Below are 18,010 nucleotides of genomic sequence, written 5' to 3'. Positions count from 1 at the left end.
AGTTATCCGGGACAAACCGGATAGGAAAAAACAAGGAGTTGCAGCAAATGGCACAAGGCAAAGTTAAGTGGTTTAACGACCAGAAAGGTTATGGATTTATTTCCAACAATGATGGATCAGGTGATGTATTTGCACACTATTCAGCTATTCAGTCCGAAGGTTTTAAATCGTTGGCAGAAGGCGATAGCGTTGAATTTGAGGTTGTAAATTCAGACAAAGGTCCTAAAGCGGCGAACATAAAGAAAATCTAATCTAACCAAATGCCCAAAACCCTTGAGATAAAAATTCCCAAGGGTTTTTTTATTTTGGAGTCGGCATTGGGACGTTGTTTTCAGCGTAAATCTCAAATTTTTAATCATTCCCGTGGAATTTCCACTGCCGTGAAGCTGCGTGATGAAGTCTGCCTTGCGCAGTTACATGGCAACTTGCCATAGTGGAATATCTAGACCATTAGAGTGAACAGTCTCTAGTATCTTAAATTTTAATTTGATGTGAAGAAACGGAATTAGGAAGACCGATAAATTGAATATCAAACTTTAATGAAGGCTCAACTTTACTGCTAGCATTGTGAAGCCTAAAAGAAATATTCCATCCGCCGTCAAATATTACTTCAATAGTGCTGGAAGAGTATCGTTTCCTATTTATTGAATGTATACGATTTGGTATTTTCCACTTTTTACCATAATCAAGTGTGCCACCGATGTTTACCGATTGAATAACAACTTCTTTTGATTTATCTTTATTGTTTAGAATGACTTTGTAAAAATCATGACGACCTAACAAATACCTGAAGAATCTTTCAACAAAAATGCTTCTAAAATTTTCACATAAACGTTTTAGCTCATCTTCAAAGGCAATGAGTACAGGTAAATAAATTCTTCCTTCTTTACCCTGTATTTCCTTGAAAAACATTTTTTGAGCTTTCATTTCACGCAATTGTGAAAAAATAGGATTAACAGCTTTGAAATACTTTTCGCTGCAAGGATAATCTGCCCATTCTTTACCAAAGTCTATTTTATCGGATAATCTGGAATGCTTTACAGCATTATGATTATGCTTTGCAGAAATTCCCACTTGCTGACTTATAGGAACTTCAATGACAATGTCTCTCACATCTCCTTGTATTCCTATGGCATCATTTTGAAGCATGATAGAGCGGGCTTTTTGAATTTTAGTATCGTGAGCAGACAAAAATAAAGCTGCTTCATCTGAAGATTTTTGTAATAAATTTCTATGAGATAAATCTAATAATTCATAGCATTTTTTTGCAGTTTCTAAAGCTTGGTTTTCTAAAATATTTACTTTAGTAATCTGACTAAACGCAGCCGCTAAAGCGTATTCAAATGCTTTGCCATGAGATGTATTGTTCATACAGCCTTCTTAAAATCTTTGCTCAATATTAACACTTCATTTGATTTTTTAGAATTGCCCATGCCATAAGTCCATTTAGTCGTAATGATTCGATGTCCTTTGTACATATTCCTTATTTGTTCGCAGTTATTATACGATAAAATCCAGCCGTCACGAGAAATTAATAGCTCAGCAAGTCCCTTATGGTCAAAACCTACGTGTTGGTCACCTCTATTACCATATAGCTTTTGTTCTGTTAGATAAGGAGGATCGCAATACAGAAAATCATTAGCATGTTTTGGAATGCTTTTTTTGAAATCCATTAAATTTACAGTAAGATTTTTAATTGAAAATTTTTCTAACTGTTCAATAATGCTCGGGGTAAAACGGGGGTGTCCCGGCGACATACCACCCGATAAAGTCGTTCCGCTAAAAGAAGAACGATTTAATGCGAAGAATGCAGCTGCTATCTCTACACGATCTTTTAAGTTAAAGAAAGTTTTTTGTAAATTGTAAAACATGGCTGGTGTCATTATTTTATATTTACGTACAACTTCTGCTAAATGAGGAGCATCCTTTAAAAGCACCTGCCAAAAACGAACCAAAGGCTCAAAAGCATCATAACCATATACTCTAGTTCCCCGGCTCGCTAATGCTAATTCAATAGAACCGCCGCCAATAAAAGGCGAGCAAAGCGCAGGTAAACCTTTTGGGATATATTCATCGATTATTTGCGGTACTGCCCGGCTTTTTCCACCTGGGTAACGAAGGGGAGATTTCACTAATATTTCTTTTTCAGATTTTTTGGACTTTTTAGGTTTTTTTTCGATATTCTTCACTAATTTATCAAAGCTATTGACCATATTAAATCTGCTGCTTACCATATTTCCCTCGAAAGTTATAGATTAATACTTAAGAAATAATTTTATTATTTTACCATTTTTTTTAAAAACTTTATTATTATGCTGAAAACTTTGTAATATATATGTTAAATATTGCAAATTGTTAAAAGGATAAAAATATGAAATTCAAAGAAAAATTAAAATCCAGCAAATTTATTATAACTGCAGAACTTTATCCGCCAAAAGGCACTGACATTTCGGCCTTTTTAAAAAGAGCATCGTGCCTTGTCGGTATTGATGCCGTAAACGTTACGGACAACCAGCGCGCTTCAATGCGGGCGGGTTCGCTTGCAATGAGTAAAATTTTACTTGATATGGGAATTGAACCGATTATGCAGCTTGCGTGCAGAGATAAAAATAGAATAGCTTTACAATCCGAATTGCTAAGCGCTGATATTTTAGGCATAGAAAACATACTTATTATCAGCGGCGACCATCCGAATACCGGCGAATATACTAGCGCAAAAGCGGTTTACGATTTGGATACAGTGCAGCTGATAAAAGCCGCAAGGCTTCTTGAAACAGGAACCGACCTTGCCGGTAAAAAACTTTCAGGAAGTCCGACGTTTTGTCTGGGAGCAGCGGTAAATCCTTTAGCCGAACCGAGCGAACTTCAAATTCTTATGTATGAAAAAAAGATTAAATCCGGCGCAGAATTTTTTCAAACTCAAACGATATTTGACGCAAAAAGTTACGGCGAGTTTCATGATAAAATCAAACATTTCGGTGTAAAAACACTGCCGGGAATCATGCTTATCAAGTCGCCAAAATTTATGAACTTTTTGCAGCAACTGCCGGGAGTAAACATACCGCAAAACGTTCGTAACAGAATAAATAATGCTTCCGACCCGCTTGAAGAAGGTATACGTATATGCGCAGAAACTATAAAAGAACTGCGCTCTTTTGCCGATGGCGTGCATATAATGGCAATAGGTATGGAAGAACATATACCGCAAATAATAAAAAGTTCATTATAGAAACGGGAAACGCAGCCTGCCGTCAAATTTATAAAAAACTTTCGGAATTATTCCTTGATATCTTGCTCTGTCATATCAAGGCAGCATTGTTACTGAAATATTAATTATATTTTGTAATTGATTCACTTCATTTATGACACAGGTTTAGTCGTCATTGCGAGTCGGTTTTATCGCCGAAGCAATATATGAATAAGAATGTCGTTTCTGTTAGCTTTTTGGATTGCTTTGTAGCTGCTGTCAGTCATCCTGGTAATGACGGCAATGACTAAACGGTGATTGAGTGTCTCTAAAAGTTGTTAATTGTTATGTCATCAACATTTTAAGTGGGTTGATGGCTGGCAGATGGTACTAATGCTCAACAATATGTCAAGGGATAATTCCGTATCTATATAAAACATTGAAGGTTATGACAAAATCGACATATGAACAAATAATGCTTGTGCAAATAATAAAACTGGCGGCAAAATACACTTGAAAAACTCTTGATTTATTATAAAAAATTATGTTTGATATTCCAAATGTTGACACCAAGATTAAAGAAAGTATTTCTCTGTAGTTTTTGCATCTTCTTTGCGTTAAACAATTTATATGCTGCTGGCACTGCAGGGACGACTCTTTTTAATTTTTTAAAAATACCGCTTAACGCTTCCCAAGCCGCAATGGCATCAATGAGTGCTTTCAACGTGTCTTCCGCTGGTTCAAATCCCGCGATGATACCTTTTTTTGACAATGTGTCGCTTTCGGCTTCTTACAGCGCGTATTTTCAGGATACTTCTTTCAATTCATTAAATATTACGATACCTTTCAAAAGCAGATATCACGGCATAAATATCGCTTATGGCGGTTTTGATTACGGTAAAATGGATTCTTATCTCGAAGATTCTTCGGGAGATTATATTAAAGACGGCACTTTTGGCGCAAATGACGCGTTTATCGCAGCATCGTATGGTACAATAATTACAAGTGAAATATACGTTGGAGTAGGTTTTAAGTACGTATGGGAGACAATAGACGGCAGTATAATGGAAGCAATAGCATTAAGCGCTTCGGGCATATACATGCCAGATAAAACATGGTATGTCTGCGGTGGAATAGACAATGCAGGGGTTGATATTGACGGCTATAAAATGCCCGCTAGTGCACATATTTCTATTGTCGATGCTCCGCAAGACATAGGCTCCATGTTTATGTACGGATTTGAACTCAGAGCTTTTTCCGATGAAACAATGTGGTTAAAAGGCGCCTGTGAATTCAATTATAATAAAATGTTTTTTGCCAGATTGGGTTATAGCCTGCCTTTAAATAATGACAACAATTCTTTAGGGGAATGGTACGATAAAAATCTTTCTGTGGGATTCGGCGTAGAATACGGTTTTTTTTCAGTAGATTACGCATGGCTGCCTTTCGGAGAGCTGGGAAACACGAGCATGTTATCTTTACAGATATATTTTTAGGTGAAATATGAAAATTAAATTTACTTTTATTCTTCTTTTAATATTTTTATTTTCGAATATCCTCTTTGCACAGGGTGTTCCTCATATAAGCCAAAGTCTTTTTAAAGAAGCGTCGCGCATAAAAACCGATTCCAGAACAAAATCCGCATCAGATGAAAAAATCGACGTTCTTTTTTACCCCGAAGACAATAATTCCGATAAAATTGACACTTTCTTTTTTAAATCAAGAGCAATAGAATATATTAAGTCAAGAAATTTTTTAAGTGCGAAAATTCCAGTAAATGTCATAGAGCAGTTAGACCAAATAAAGGGCGTTAAATATATAGGTTTGAATAAAAAAGCAAAAGCTCTTGAAATTGTTTCCGAAGGCCGCGATGCAGTAAACGCTTCGGTTTACACATATAATAATATAGACGGCTCAGGTATAAAAATAGCCATAATAGATATTGGGTTTAAGGGCTATGAGGATTTACAGTCCATCGGGGAACTTCCGAAAAATCTTATAACAAAAAATTTCTCCTCTCCAGGCGAACCGCCTGTTTATTCCAATTATGAAACCGAGCCTCATGGCACAGCCTGCGCGGAAATTATTTATGATTTTGTTCCTGGATCACAGATATATTTATTAAAAATGTACGATGTTCCGTCATTTCAGCTTGCCTTTGATTATTGCAGATCGCAAGGCATAAAAATAGTAAGCGCTTCAATAGGTTTTTCGTACGATTTTTGGTGTGATGGAACAGGAGGCATTGCGGCAATTGCAACGGAAGCTTATGATAACGGCATTTTGCCTATTTTTGCCGCGGGAAACGAAGCCGAAAAGTCATGGTTTGGGAAATTCAATGGAAATTCGGAAAATTTTATGATTTTTCCAAATGGCAGGGATTATCTTGAACTTTCCGTTGACGCAGGTAAATATGTTCGTATGATGTGGGATGATTTTGCGGCAAAAGATAAAAAATATACTTTATATATGTATAATAATACAGGAACGACGCTTTTGGATTCTTCCAAATGGAATAATGGCGACGAACCAAGCGTCAATGTTTACAATAATACTGGTAACTCCAGAAAAGTCAGAGTTAAAATAAAAAAAGAAAACGTCCAAGAAGATTTATATATAAGATTATATTTTGACGGAAAATATATAAACGCGTCAGATAAAAGGTCGGAATCGAGCCTTTCATCTCCAGCGGATTCAAGAGAAGTTTTATCGGTTGGAGCGGTAGGTATAAATAACTGGAGCAATGGACCTATAGAAAGTTACAGTTCTTGGGGACCGACAATGGCCTCCTCAAATTTACCTCCTGCACAAAAACCAGATATTGTAGCTCCAACACGCGTCACTACATATACATATGGAACACGCGGGTTTGACGGTACTTCCGCCGCAACTCCACATATTGCGGCATCCGCCGCTTTATTGCTTTCTCTTGACAGAACATTGAGCGCGGGACAGTTGAAAGAAAAAGTTCTTTCTTATTATAGACAGATAGCTTCGTCTCCGGACAATATTTATGGCAGGGGCAAACTGGTTCTTGACATGGTTGACATACCGAGTGGAAATACCGATGCTGTAGGAAATATTGTTTGTTATCCAAACCCCGTAAGCATAAGTAAAAACGGACGCATAAATATTACGAATCTTCCGTACAATACCTCATTGATAAACTTAAACGTTTACACCGTAACTGGGGAATTTGTCAAATCTTTCAATGTGGAAGATTTAAAATCTAAAAACGGGCGAATGACAATAGAGTGGAATCTTAAAAATCAATCCGGTATGCAAATAGCTCCTGGAATTTATTTTTTAACCATAGACATTCCGTCAGCTAAAAAGAAAGTTCAAAAAATAGCCATACAAAAATAAAAAAAGCAGAAGACATGAAATCTTCTGCTTTTTAAAATATCGCGTTTAACTATTCGAATTTAAATCCTATATAAACCGAAATTGTGGAATACTTGTCGTCATAATTTTTACTTGTTACCCCTTGTCCTGTTTTATAGCTGTAATTGCTTACCCCGTATACCGCTTCAAGAACAAGATAGCTTATGCTTACACCTAAGCCTACGGCGTAATAAATTCCTCCTGAAGAAGATTTTATCATGTCTATATCGTTATATATAAAGGCTCCGTACCCGAGCCTTCCGGACAAAAAAGCAAAATTGTTGTTGAGACCTTCAAGAGGCGTGCGCACTTTAACTCCAACATACATCGGCACAAAACTTATATTTCCGCTAAGATTATCATCTTTAAAGTTTCTTGGTAAATCGTAAACCGCACCCATTCCCACTGCGGCAATGCTGCCGAAATATTTAAAATATTCAAAGCCTGCGCTGATGCCGATATTTGTGTCATAACTTTCGCCTCCCAGAGCCGCTGATGACTGGGGCTGAATGCCGGCTTTTATTATAAATTCTTGATCGTCGTTTATTTTAGCAAAAACCGTCGCAGACAATAAGCACATAAAACAAAACAGAGTCAATAATTTTTTCATCATAATCCTCCTTTAGCACTTTTTGCCCAAATTTTCAGGCAAAATGTTATGAAATTGTTATATAATATATAATATTAAAATACAAGTGGGAAAAAATGATTTCGTTTATATATTCGGCTGCAATAAATGGCATAGACGCAAATATTGTCGAAGCTGAAATTTACATTTCTTCTGGCATGCCGTTTTTTTCGATTGTCGGATTGCCGGATGCTGCCGTAAAAGAGTCCAGAGACAGAGTAGTTGCCGCGCTAAAAAATTCCGGTTTTGATTTTCCCGCTAAAAAAATTACCGTAAATCTTGCGCCTGCCGACATAAAAAAAGAAGGTGGAGCTTTTGACCTTCCCATAGCACTTGGCATTCTGGCTTCGATCGGAAAAATCAAAAAAGAAAATCTTCTTAAATTCTGTGCAGCAGGAGAGCTCGCTCTTGATGGAAAAATAAGAAGTGTAAGTGGAATCCTGCCGATTTCTTTAAGCTTAAAAAAACATAAAATAGAAAATTTTATAGTTCCTTTCGAAAATAGGGAAGAAGCCGCCGTTGCGGCAGCCGTAAATGTCTATCCTTTTAAAACTCTTTTAGAGACTGTAAAATTTTTAAACGGAGAACTGAAAACGAATCCATTTAAATGCGAAACAAATCCGAATGAAGAAGATTGCATTTTTTGGGAATACGACTTTTCCGATATAAAGGGACAGTTTGCGGCAAAGAGAGCTGCGGAAATTGCCGCAGCAGGAAGCCATAATATGATAATGTCCGGACCTCCGGGTTCTGGAAAAACTATGATAGCAAAAAGAATACCCGGCATTTTGCCGCCGATGTCTTTTGAGGAATCCATCGAAACGACAAAAATATGGTCGGCTTCGGGTCACTCTTTTTGTGGAGGACTTATAAAACGGAGAACTTTCCGAAGCCCTCATCATACTGTTTCCGCCGTAGCTCTTGCGGGCGGAGGAAGTTATCCAAAACCCGGCGAAGTAAGCCTTGCGCATAACGGAATTTTATTTTTAGATGAATTTGCAGAATTCAGAAGGGACGCTCTGGAAGTTTTAAGACAGCCTTTGGAAGATAAATGCGTGACGGTATCGCGCGCAAAAAATAGCATAATTTTTCCCGCGTCCTTTATGCTTGTTGCTGCAATGAATCCATGCCCGTGCGGAAATCTCGGACATAAAGAAAAACAATGTATTTGCAATCCCTATCAGATACAAAAATATAAAAATAAAATTTCTGGTCCTTTGATGGACAGAATAGACATTCATATTGAAGTTCCGTCTTTAAAAGTTTCGGAACTTACCGAGCCGTCGATTGCTTCAGAGAGTTCCGCAAAAATAAAAGAGCGCGTCTGTAAAGCAAGAAAAATACAGTTTGAAAGATTTAAGAATACAAAAATACATTCGAATTCACAGATGGGTGTAAAAGAGATAAAAAAACACTGTATTCTTGATGGTGGAACCAAAAATATTTTAAAAAATGCCATAGAAAAACTGGGCTTGTCGGCAAGAGCGTATGACAGAATTTTAAAAGTCGCCAGAACAATTGCCGATTTGGAAGAAAGTCCGAACATTAAAACTGCGCATATAGCCGAAGCTGTACAGTATCGTTCTTTTGACAGGAGTTACTGAAAAATCTTAAAGAGGGAAAACGAAAAACTAGCTTTTTTATTTTTTACGGCGTTTTGTTTTATTTTCTTTTGCCATCTTTGATAGGAATCGTGTTTATACTTATCGGAGTTTTGATAATGAACATATTTTCAAAACCCATAGTGCATTAAAAGGATAAAACATGAAAAAGTATCTGAAAGAGTTTGAAAAGCTTGTAAATATTATGGAAAAACTGCGTTCTCCGACAGGCTGTTTGTGGGACAGGCAACAGACGCACGAATCTTTAGTTAAATATTTTATTGAAGAATCAAAAGAATTGAAAAATGCCGTAAAGAAAAAAGATATGAAAAATCTTGAAGAAGAAATAGGCGACGTTTTACTTCAGGTGGTTTTTCATGCGCAGATAGGAAAAGAAAACAAACAGTTTGACATTGCAAGTGTGATAAGCACACTCAACAAAAAACTAATACGCAGGCACCCTCATGTGTTCGGAAATTATAAAGTAAAAACTACAAAAGACATAGAAATCATATGGAAAAAAATTAAAGCCAAAGAAAAGGCCTAGCGGCTGACATGTTATAAAGACAGACAGAGGCGATTCTAAAGCATGCCTGCCTTTGAAGATTGTAGTCGACAAGCGCAGGTTTTCGGCGTGAGCTAACTGTGTTTTGTCGCTTTAATTTGACGTCTGCAAAGACTTATCCGGGGGGATAAAATGAAGGTACTGCTTATTAACGGAAGTCCCAGAGAAAAGGGCTGCACATACACTGCTCTTGCCGAAATTGCCAAAACTTTAAATGTAGAAGCAATAGAAACCGAAATTTTTCATATAGGAAATAAAGCAGTGCAGGGCTGTACGGCATGCGGAAAATGTTTAGACGGTTCAAGACGTTGCATTTTTAATGACGGTGTAAATGAAGTTCTTAAAAAGGCTGATGAAATTGACGGGCTTATCATTGGTTCTCCAGTGCATTATGCTTCGGCTTCGGGAACGATAAGTTCTTTTTTAGACAGAATGTTTTACGCTTCTTCCGGAGCGTTTGCGTATAAGCCAGGTGCTTCTATAGTTTGTGCAAGACGCGCTGGAACTACTGCAACTTTAGACCAGCTTAATAAATATTTTGCCATATCTTCAATGCCAGTTGTTTCTTCTCAATATTGGAACATGGTGCACGGTAATGCGCCGTCAGACGTTTTAAAAGATTTGGAAGGAATGCAGGTAATGCGCGTTTTGGGAAGAAATATGGCATGGATGTTAAAATGTTTTGAAGCCGGTAAAAAAGCTGGAATAAAAATCCCACCACCTGAACCTAAACGCGAGCGCACAAACTTTATCCGTTCCTAACGGACGATAAGTTAAAAATGCAAAAAACTTCTGAATCTAAGCTTCTGACACTTCCACTGTTACTCAGCTTTTAGATTTTTTTACAAATGCGCTTACCACGGTATTATTCTTCTCCAAAGAGAACGATTTTTTGTAAGGACTTTCAGAAGCGTTTTACCGTTTATTTTCGCTACGCCTGTTATTGAAGGTGCATAACTCAAATATATTTCAAAATCTTCATTTTTTACCGTAATTTTTTTTATCGTTGCAGGAAGAGGAATCATGTTTCCGTCTTTTCTTCCTCCGATTAGGTGCGCAAGATAATGCGCTATGTCTCTTTCATCGGTTATCATTGACAAAACAACGTCACCTTTGGACAGCTTTTCTGCGGGTTTGCCGTTTAAATCTTTTAGTATTTCAACATCGAGCCGTACAAATCCCAAATCATAGCCTGTAAAAGAGGTTTCATTTTGTATTTTATTGTAATCTGGCAGCTTTTTAAATTGTGATAGGTTTAACTCCTCGCTTATAATTTCAATTTTGACTATTATAGGATTAAAAAATAAAGATATGATTTTTGAAATTTCATCTTTTGAAATTACGGGAACTTGTTTTAATTCTTTGGCTATGTGATTTTTTAGTTTTTCTTCTACTCTTTGGGTATAATCTTCCATCGCGCCGGCGTCGAGACGGCATGAAAAAATCGCTTTTTCAAAAGAAAACCAATCCATCGAAGCCGAATTTTCGTAAACTGATGGATTATATGAAACGACCATACTGAAACGAAGAATTTCAGCGTTTTTCATGTTTACGGCAACGTGCATAAGCCCATAAATATTATCCTGAGGGAAGATTAATTTGATTTTAAAAGCGGTAATGAATTTAAGAAGAATACTGATTTTTGTTATTGATTTCTCCAAATCGTTATCAGAAAGTATCAGCGCGAGTTCTGCTTCTCCCTGATCGCAGCCCGTTTCTTCCATCAAAAGCATTACATTATCTTTGTCTTTCATTTGAATTTATTTTGCTCGCGGATGAGATTTTTCGTAAACCTTTCTTAAACTTTCTATTGTTACATGCGTATAAACCTGCGTTGTCGAAAGATTTTTGTGTCCCAGCATTTTCTGAACGCTGCGCAGGTCGCAGCCTCTGTCTAAAATATGCGTCGCAAAAGTATGTCTTAAAGTATGAGGACTTACTTTTTTTTTAAGTCCCGCGAACATAAACCATCTGTGAAGCGCTCTTCTTGCACTTCTTTGTCCAAGTCTTTTTCCTCCGTATCCGAGAAAAGCAGGGGAATGTATGCCGCAAGCAAGTCCCAAAGCCTGCCGCTCTTTAATATAATCCGACATACTGGCAAGACATTTGTCCCCAGCAGGAACAACTCTTTCTTTGTTGCCTTTTCCGCGCACAGTTACGGTATTACCGAAAAAATCTATGTTTTTTATGTCAAGGCTCATAAGCTCTTCAATTCTCAGTCCGCATGAATAGAGCATTTCTATCATCGTTTTGTCGCGCAGTTTCATGCCGGGCAAACTAAAAAGGCTGTGCATTTCTTCTTCGGTAAGAAATTCAGGAACTTTCTTCTCTTTTTTTGGTCCGGACATATCTTCAAGAGGATTTTTTTCTATAGCATTGTTTATTATCAAAAATTTGTAAAAGGTGCGCAATACAGCAAATTTCCTCATGAGAGTGGCTTTGCTCAATTTTTTTTGATTAAGCAGCCCAAGATATTCGCGCATTGAATATTTGTCCGTTTGAGCAAATTCCAGCGATTTATCCCGACAATAAGATGCAAAATCCAAAATGTCTGTTATATAAGCTCTTAAAGTATGTGCCGAAAAATTTCTTTCCGCTTTGAGATACTTTTTGAACGAAATTATATGCTCTTGCTTTTGCCAGCCGAAGTTTTTGTCGCCGTTTTCATAACTTTTTTCATTTTCTTCTTGGCTGTTTTCACAGGTTTTTCTTGTTTTATCCATTGTAAGTTCCTGCACTTTGGGAACGCCGAACACGTAAGAAACGGTCCTCTTTTTCCTACTCTCTTAAGCATTATTGAACCGCACTTTTCGCATTTAATATCGGTTTTTTCCGGTTCGGGCTTTAAAATTTTATTCCCGTTTTTGTCTATATAGTATATAGATTTGCATTCCCGATTTTTGCATGTCAAATACGATTTTCCTCTGAAGCCCGTTTTCTTAATCAAAATGCTTCCACATTTGTCGCATGTCATATCTGTTTCTTCGGGTTCTGCAGCGGTTTTTCCGTCTTTCCCAAGCGGCATCGCAGTTTTACATTCAGGATAACCGGAACAGCCTAAAAACTGTCCGTTTTTAGAGTCTCTTATAACCATAGGTTTGCCACAGTTCGGACATATTTCATCGGATTTTTGAGGCTCGATTTTTTGCCTTTCAAGATTTTTTTCCGCCTGTACCAAATCCATTTCAAACGGTTTGTAAAAATCTCTTATTACGTTGCGCCATTGAGTTTTGTCGGATGCTATAGCATCAAATTTTTCTTCGACTTCAGCAGTAAATTCGACGTTTACTATGTTTCCAAAATGTTTTTTCAACACATTATTTACGACTATGCCTAAATTCGTTGGCACAAACTTTTTGCCTTCAAAACGCACATATAATCTGTCTAAAATAGTTTTAATTGTCGGCGCATATGTCGAAGGCCTTCCTATTCCGTGTTCTTCCAGCGCTTTTATCAGACTGGCTTCATTGTAGCGCGGTGGCGGTTCCGTGAAATGCTGTTGCGGAATAAGCGCTTTTAAATCCAAAATTTCACCATCGTTTAACTGCGGAAGTTTCGCGTCTTTTTCCGTATCATCTATATTGTAAACTTTCAAAAAACCCTCAAAAATAAGAGTGCTGCCTGACGCTCTAAAAATATAATCTTTTGCCGATATATCTGCACTTACCGTATTATAAACGGCGTCGGCCATTTGGCTGGCGGCAAATCTTTTCCATATCAAGTCGTAAAGTTTGAACTCGTCATTAGACAAATATTGTTTTATCGATTGTGGAATTTTGTGCGGAGAAGTCGGTCTTATCGCTTCGTGAGCTTCCTGTGCTCCTTTTGATTTCGTTTTGTAAAATCTTGGAGTTTGTGGAACGAAATCTGCTCCATATTGTTCAGCCAGAAATTTAAGCGTCTGCTGTTGAACACTTTTTGCTACGTTTAGAGAATCGGTTCTCATATAGGTTATCAAACCCGAAGAAGAAGAATCTCCAACGTTGATGCCTTCATACAATTTCTGTGCTATCATCATAGTTTTCGAAGCGGAAAAGCCGAGCCTTCTCGAAGCATCCTGTTGCATGGTTGAAGTCATATAAGGAGCGTATGGGCAACGTCTGCGCTGTTTTGTCTCCGTGGTTTGTACAACATACACAGCACCTTCAAGCTCTTTTAAAATGTCATCAGACTGAGTTTTGTCTTTTATTGAAAACTTTTCGAATTTTATGCCGTTTTTCGAGATGAGAGAAGCCTTAAAAGCCGATAAGTCTTTTTCTTTTTTTGCAAGTTCGGCTTCAATACTCCAATATTCTATAGGGACAAAATTTTTGATTTCTTCTTCTCTGTCGCAAATAATCATAACTGCCACGGACTGAACTCTTCCCGCGGAAAGTCCGATTTTTATTTTTTTCCATAAAAGAGGGGAAAGTTTATAACCTACAAGCCTGTCGAGTATTCTTCTCGCCTGCTGGCTGTCCACAAGTCCCATGTCGATGATTCTTGGCTTTTTTAGTGATTCTTTTATAGCTTCTGGAGTGATTTCGTGAAAAGTTATTCTGGCAGTTTTTGAATCTTTCAAACCCAAAGCTTCTTTTAAATGCCATGCAATGGCTTCACCTTCTCTGTCGAAATCGGTTGCAAGATAAATTTTATCCGAATTTTCAGCACTCTTCTTTAAGTCTGCGATAATCTTTTTTGCTTTTGCCATATTGGTATATGTGGGTTCAAAATCGCGTTCTATGTCTATGCCGAATTTACTTTTCGGCAAATCTCTTATATGCCCATAAGAACTTTTCACAATAAAATCTCTGCCCAATATTTTTGATATGGTTTTTTCTTTAGCTGGAGATTCGACTATAACAAGATACTTTGTCATTTTTTGATAATCCTTTTTATCTTATTTTAACGTATAACTGTCCCGGCATTGATTTTATCAAACCGTTAATTTCAAGTTTTAAAATTATGGGTGCTACGTTTGAAATTTCAATACTCAGATTCTGTGAAATTTCATCCATATGTAGCCCTGCGTCGTTTTTTGATATTAAATCCAAAACCGTCTGTTCGGCTTCATTGAGCATATCGGAAAATTCTGGACGACGTTCCGCGCATTCTTCAGATATTATGTTGAAATAAGTCGTTTGCTCAGACATATCTTCGGGGCTTAAAACTAATGCGGCGCCCTCTTTTATCAGCATATGTGTTCCTTTAGAAAAATCGCAGTAAATGCTGCCGGGTACTGCAAAAACGTCTTTGCCATACTCTGCGCAACATCTTGCCGTGATAAGAGCCCCGCTCTGCATGCCCGCTTCTACTACAAGCGTTGCTTTTGAAAAAGCTGCCACTATTCTATTTCTTCTTGGAAAAGTACTTTTGTCGGGCTGTTTTGTAAGTGGATATTCGCTTATAACGGCTCCATTTTCTGGTATTTTAGCCTGCAAAATCATATTTTCTGGCGGATAATTTACCATAAGTCCATTACCTAAAACGGCTATGGTTCTTCCTTTGTTTTGAATTGCCGCCATATGCGCGCAAGTATCGATTCCCCTTGCAAGTCCTGAAACTATGGTAATGCCTTTTCTGGCAAAATAACCAGCAAAATCTGCTGTTACTGTTCTGCCATAATTTGTAACCTTTCTTGAACCTACTATGGAAAGCGAAACATAATCTTTATTGATAATATCGCCTTTAACATATAATATTAAAGGCATATCCGCATAATGTTTCAGCGGTTCGGGATAATTTTCTTCGGTAAATATTACCATATCAATGTTATTGCTTCTTGCCATTGCAAGCTCTTTTTCGGCTCTTCCGGAATTTTTTATTTCAATAATCGACTCCGCAGTCTTTTCGCCTATGCCGGCAATGTTGATAATATCGTCTTTTTTTGCTTTAAAAACGTTTTCTGCTTTGCCAAATTTTTCTAAGAGTTTAAAAAGGCGAACAGTTCCTATATCTGCCGCCAAAAATAATTTTAGAATTGACAGATTTTCTTCATTCATGAACTAATTGTAACTAAATTTTAAAAAATTTGTCAAAAAAAAGAATTGACTTAAACTATTAAAAAATATAAAATCAATACGAAATTTCAGCATTATTAGTAAATATAAAAGATTGGAGAAATATACCATGAGCGAAAATTTAAGCTCTAAAATACAAGGCATAGACAAAAGCAGCAGGGTAAATAAATCGGGACTTCCTTCCAATTACGGAGACACGAAGGCGGTTATGCTTCCTAGGGATGCGATATGGATATATATTTATTGGGAAATCAGTGCTAATACAATAGAAGAAATCAAAAATAAATACGGACAAAACTTCGATCCTTCCAACCTTACAATAAGAGTATATGATGTCACTAATGTAAACTTTGACGGGAGAAATGCTAATAAATCGTTTGATATTTCAGTTAATCCAAATGCTTTGAGTTGGTATGTAAACGTCGGAGAGTTTAACTGTTCATGGTGTGCAGATGTAGGGTATATTCTTAAAAACGGTGAATTTATCACCGTTGCGAGAACAAATTCGACAGCTATGCCAAGACATGGTATTTCAAGCGTTACTGATGAACAGTGGGCGCTTTTACATGTTGAATTTGAAAGACTTCTCAAAATTTCCGGAGCGAGACATATCGGACAAAGTTCATATGATTTAGTAAAACTTATGAGAGAACGCTGGGAAGAACTTACGAAACTTTCCGCAAGCGGAATGCCTGAAGGAGCCAGTTCTTCTTTTAAAAGTGGAGAGTTCCCTTTTGTAAAAACCGTGGATGTAAAAGAAAAAAACTTCTAACTTAAAACCGATAGCGAGAGATGATATTTATGGAGCTGTGTAACCCGATGCTTCTCTTATTGTTCAGGGAAAAATGTACCTCTTGCTGTCGACGGTTTGTTTTCTTTAAGATTTTATCTTCCTGATGGATAGCAAGGCTGCCCTATAGAAGCAATATCTTCATCTGGGACAATGAAAAATCATATTACGTTTAAAATGTGTAAAAAAACCAAATAGATTGCGATACGGGGGGGGTATGTGATGGATCCTAGAGGATATTGGTGCTTACAGTTGCATGCTCACCTTCCATATGTCAGACATCCGGAATATCCCGATTTTTTAGAAGAAGACTGGTTTTACGAAGCCGTTTCGGAAACTTATCTCCCTTTATTGTCGGTTTTTGAAAAGCTTGTCGAGGATGGCATTGACTTCCGTCTTACAATGACAATCACTCCTCCTCTTGCCAACATGCTTGCGGATTCTTTGCTTCAGTCCAGATATTATGAAAGGTTAAATAAACATATAGAGTTTGCAGAAAAAGAATTGCATCGCACAAAAGCTTTGCCAGAATTTCATCCTGTGGCGCTGATGTATGACGCACATTTTAAAGAATGCAGAAGGCTTTGGGAAAAATATAACGGCAATATTCTGACGGGTTTTAAAAATATGCAGGATATGGGAAAGATAGAAATCATAACTTGCTGTGCGACGCATGGTTTTATTCCGCTTATGGATAATGAAAAAGCTCAAAGGGCGCAGATAAGAGTTGCTGTTGACGATTATGCAAGGCATTTCGGCCGCGTTCCGCGTGGAATTTGGCTCGCCGAATGTGCTTACTATCCTGGAATAGACAAAATTTTGAAAGAAGAAGACATAAAATTCTTTTTTCTTGAAGCTCACGGAATACTTTACGGAACGCCGCGTCCAAAATTCGGAGTTTTTGCTCCTGCTTATTGTCCGAGCGGCGTAGCGGCGTTTTCAAGAGATATGGAAACAGCTCATCAGGTATGGAGCGCCGAATCCGGTTATCCAGGAGATCCGGATTACAGAGAATTTTACAGGGATTTGGGTTACGATTTGGAATATGAATACATAAAACCTTATCTACATTCAGATGGAATAAGAAGAAATATAGGCATAAAATATCACAGAATTACCGGCAAAGTTTCGCTCAGCGACAAGCAGCCTTATAATCCGCAACAGGCAAAAAATAAGGCGGCAGAACATGCCGGAAATTTTCTTTTTAATAGAATAAAACAGGCTGAATATCTTGCGGAAATTTTGGGAAGGCCGCCGCTTGTCACTTCAATGTATGATGCAGAACTTTTCGGCCATTGGTGGTTTGAAGGTCCTGACTTTATAAATTTTCTTTTCAGAAAAATGCATTATGATCAAAATATAATAAAACCGATTACTCCGATTGAATATTTAGAAAAGTTTCCGGTTAACCAGATTCTTACGCCTGCTGCTTCGTCTTGGGGTGACAAAGGCTATTATGAGGTCTGGCTGAATGAATCCAACGATTATATTTACAGACATCTACATAAAGCCGCGGAAAGAATGGTCGAACTTACAGAAAGATTTCCGAATGCTTCAGATGTTCTTGAAAGGGCTTTAAATCAGTCGGCAAGGGAACTTCTTCTTGCTCAATCTTCGGACTGGGCTTTTATCATGACCACTGGAACGATGGTTGAATATGCGCAAAAACGCACCAGAGATCATATCGTGAATTTCACAAATCTTTATGGGCAGATAACTGGCAATTCGATTGACGAATTTTATCTTAACGATCTAGAAAACAAAAACAATATTTTCCCGCACATAAATTACCGTAGGATATATAAGTAGCGGCAAGAGAGAATTTTAATATAATAAGCAAATCCATTTTTTTAAAG

16 protein-coding genes are annotated in these 18,010 nt (G+C 37.4%); 9 read left to right on the top strand and 7 right to left on the bottom strand.

Annotated features, from left to right (window positions below; all coding sequences use genetic code 11):
* Positions 1-47 precede the first annotated feature (47 nt).
* Positions 48-251 carry a cold-shock protein gene (locus LBD46_00860; GenBank protein MDR2425729.1) on the top strand — a complete coding sequence of 68 codons (204 nt, stop codon included), beginning with the start codon at positions 48-50 and terminating at the stop codon, positions 249-251.
* A 223-nt stretch (positions 252-474) separates the two neighbouring features.
* Here LBD46_00860 and LBD46_00855 read toward each other — a convergent pair whose 3' ends face one another.
* Both LBD46_00855 and LBD46_00850 read right to left on the bottom strand, forming a co-directional pair.
* Positions 475-1,371: a HaeIII family restriction endonuclease gene (locus LBD46_00855; protein ID MDR2425728.1), complete on the bottom strand. Its 897-nt coding sequence runs from the start codon at positions 1,369-1,371 to the stop codon at positions 475-477.
* Positions 1,368-2,234 carry a DNA adenine methylase gene (locus tag LBD46_00850; GenBank protein ID MDR2425727.1) on the bottom strand — a complete coding sequence of 289 codons (867 nt, stop codon included), beginning with the start codon at positions 2,232-2,234 and terminating at the stop codon, positions 1,368-1,370. The genes LBD46_00855 and LBD46_00850 overlap by 4 nt, the downstream gene beginning before the upstream one ends.
* 137 nt (positions 2,235-2,371) lie before the next feature.
* On the opposite strand from LBD46_00850, the gene LBD46_00845 reads away from it, so the two are divergent.
* From LBD46_00845 to LBD46_00835, 3 genes are all read left to right on the top strand, one after another.
* On the top strand, positions 2,372-3,229 hold the full coding sequence (locus LBD46_00845) for a methylenetetrahydrofolate reductase (GenBank protein MDR2425726.1): 858 nt from the start codon (positions 2,372-2,374) through the stop codon (positions 3,227-3,229).
* A gap of 659 nt (positions 3,230-3,888) precedes the next feature.
* Entirely contained in the window at positions 3,889-4,683 is a 795-nt protein-coding gene (locus LBD46_00840) for a hypothetical protein (GenBank protein MDR2425725.1), read from the top strand.
* Between the two features lie 7 nt (positions 4,684-4,690).
* The gene (locus tag LBD46_00835) at positions 4,691-6,553 is read left to right on the top strand and encodes a S8 family serine peptidase (GenBank protein MDR2425724.1); all 1,863 of its coding nucleotides are present in this window, start codon (positions 4,691-4,693) and stop codon (positions 6,551-6,553) included.
* 49 nt (positions 6,554-6,602) lie between these two features.
* Here the strand turns inward: LBD46_00835 and LBD46_00830 are convergent, their stop codons facing one another.
* On the bottom strand, positions 6,603-7,181 hold the full coding sequence (locus tag LBD46_00830) for a hypothetical protein (GenBank protein MDR2425723.1): 579 nt from the start codon (positions 7,179-7,181) through the stop codon (positions 6,603-6,605).
* A 95-nt stretch (positions 7,182-7,276) separates the two neighbouring features.
* Here LBD46_00830 and LBD46_00825 point away from each other — a divergent pair, with 95 nt between their 5' ends.
* From LBD46_00825 to LBD46_00815, 3 genes are all read left to right on the top strand, one after another.
* Positions 7,277-8,803 (top strand): YifB family Mg chelatase-like AAA ATPase, encoded by a 1,527-nt coding sequence (locus LBD46_00825; protein ID MDR2425722.1) that lies wholly within the window; start codon positions 7,277-7,279, stop codon positions 8,801-8,803.
* Between the two features lie 160 nt (positions 8,804-8,963).
* Positions 8,964-9,347, top strand: coding sequence for a hypothetical protein (locus tag LBD46_00820; GenBank protein MDR2425721.1), 384 nt, complete (start codon positions 8,964-8,966; stop codon positions 9,345-9,347).
* A 150-nt stretch (positions 9,348-9,497) separates the two neighbouring features.
* Positions 9,498-10,127 carry a flavodoxin family protein gene (locus LBD46_00815; protein ID MDR2425720.1) on the top strand — a complete coding sequence of 210 codons (630 nt, stop codon included), beginning with the start codon at positions 9,498-9,500 and terminating at the stop codon, positions 10,125-10,127.
* Between the two features lie 92 nt (positions 10,128-10,219).
* Here the strand turns inward: LBD46_00815 and LBD46_00810 are convergent, their stop codons facing one another.
* The 4 genes from LBD46_00810 to dprA are packed head-to-tail and all read right to left on the bottom strand — an operon-like array spanning position 10,220 to position 15,346.
* A complete protein-coding gene (locus tag LBD46_00810) occupies positions 10,220-11,119 on the bottom strand; it encodes a hypothetical protein (protein MDR2425719.1) in 900 nt (299 codons plus the stop codon).
* A 6-nt stretch (positions 11,120-11,125) separates the two neighbouring features.
* Positions 11,126-12,088: a tyrosine-type recombinase/integrase gene (locus tag LBD46_00805; protein ID MDR2425718.1), complete on the bottom strand. Its 963-nt coding sequence runs from the start codon at positions 12,086-12,088 to the stop codon at positions 11,126-11,128.
* Positions 11,986-14,223, bottom strand: coding sequence for a type I DNA topoisomerase (topA, locus tag LBD46_00800; protein MDR2425717.1), 2,238 nt, complete (start codon positions 14,221-14,223; stop codon positions 11,986-11,988). The genes LBD46_00805 and topA overlap by 103 nt, the downstream gene beginning before the upstream one ends.
* Before the next feature lie 16 nt (positions 14,224-14,239).
* The gene (gene dprA / locus LBD46_00795; protein MDR2425716.1) at positions 14,240-15,346 is read right to left on the bottom strand and encodes a DNA-processing protein DprA; all 1,107 of its coding nucleotides are present in this window, start codon (positions 15,344-15,346) and stop codon (positions 14,240-14,242) included.
* A 127-nt stretch (positions 15,347-15,473) separates the two neighbouring features.
* Here dprA and LBD46_00790 point away from each other — a divergent pair, with 127 nt between their 5' ends.
* Together LBD46_00790 and LBD46_00785 are read left to right on the top strand one after the other, a co-directional pair.
* Entirely contained in the window at positions 15,474-16,136 is a 663-nt protein-coding gene (locus tag LBD46_00790; protein MDR2425715.1) for a DUF4912 domain-containing protein, read from the top strand.
* A 240-nt stretch (positions 16,137-16,376) separates the two neighbouring features.
* Entirely contained in the window at positions 16,377-17,963 is a 1,587-nt protein-coding gene (locus tag LBD46_00785) for a DUF1957 domain-containing protein (GenBank protein ID MDR2425714.1), read from the top strand.
* Positions 17,964-18,010 lie beyond the last annotated feature (47 nt).

It is taken from the genome of Candidatus Endomicrobium procryptotermitis (assembly GCA_031279415.1).
In the GTDB taxonomy this organism is placed as follows: domain Bacteria; phylum Elusimicrobiota; class Endomicrobiia; order Endomicrobiales; family Endomicrobiaceae; genus Endomicrobium_B; species Endomicrobium_B procryptotermitis.
Note: the sequence above shows the minus strand (reverse complement) of the source record. Positions and strands in the feature narration are given on the sequence as shown.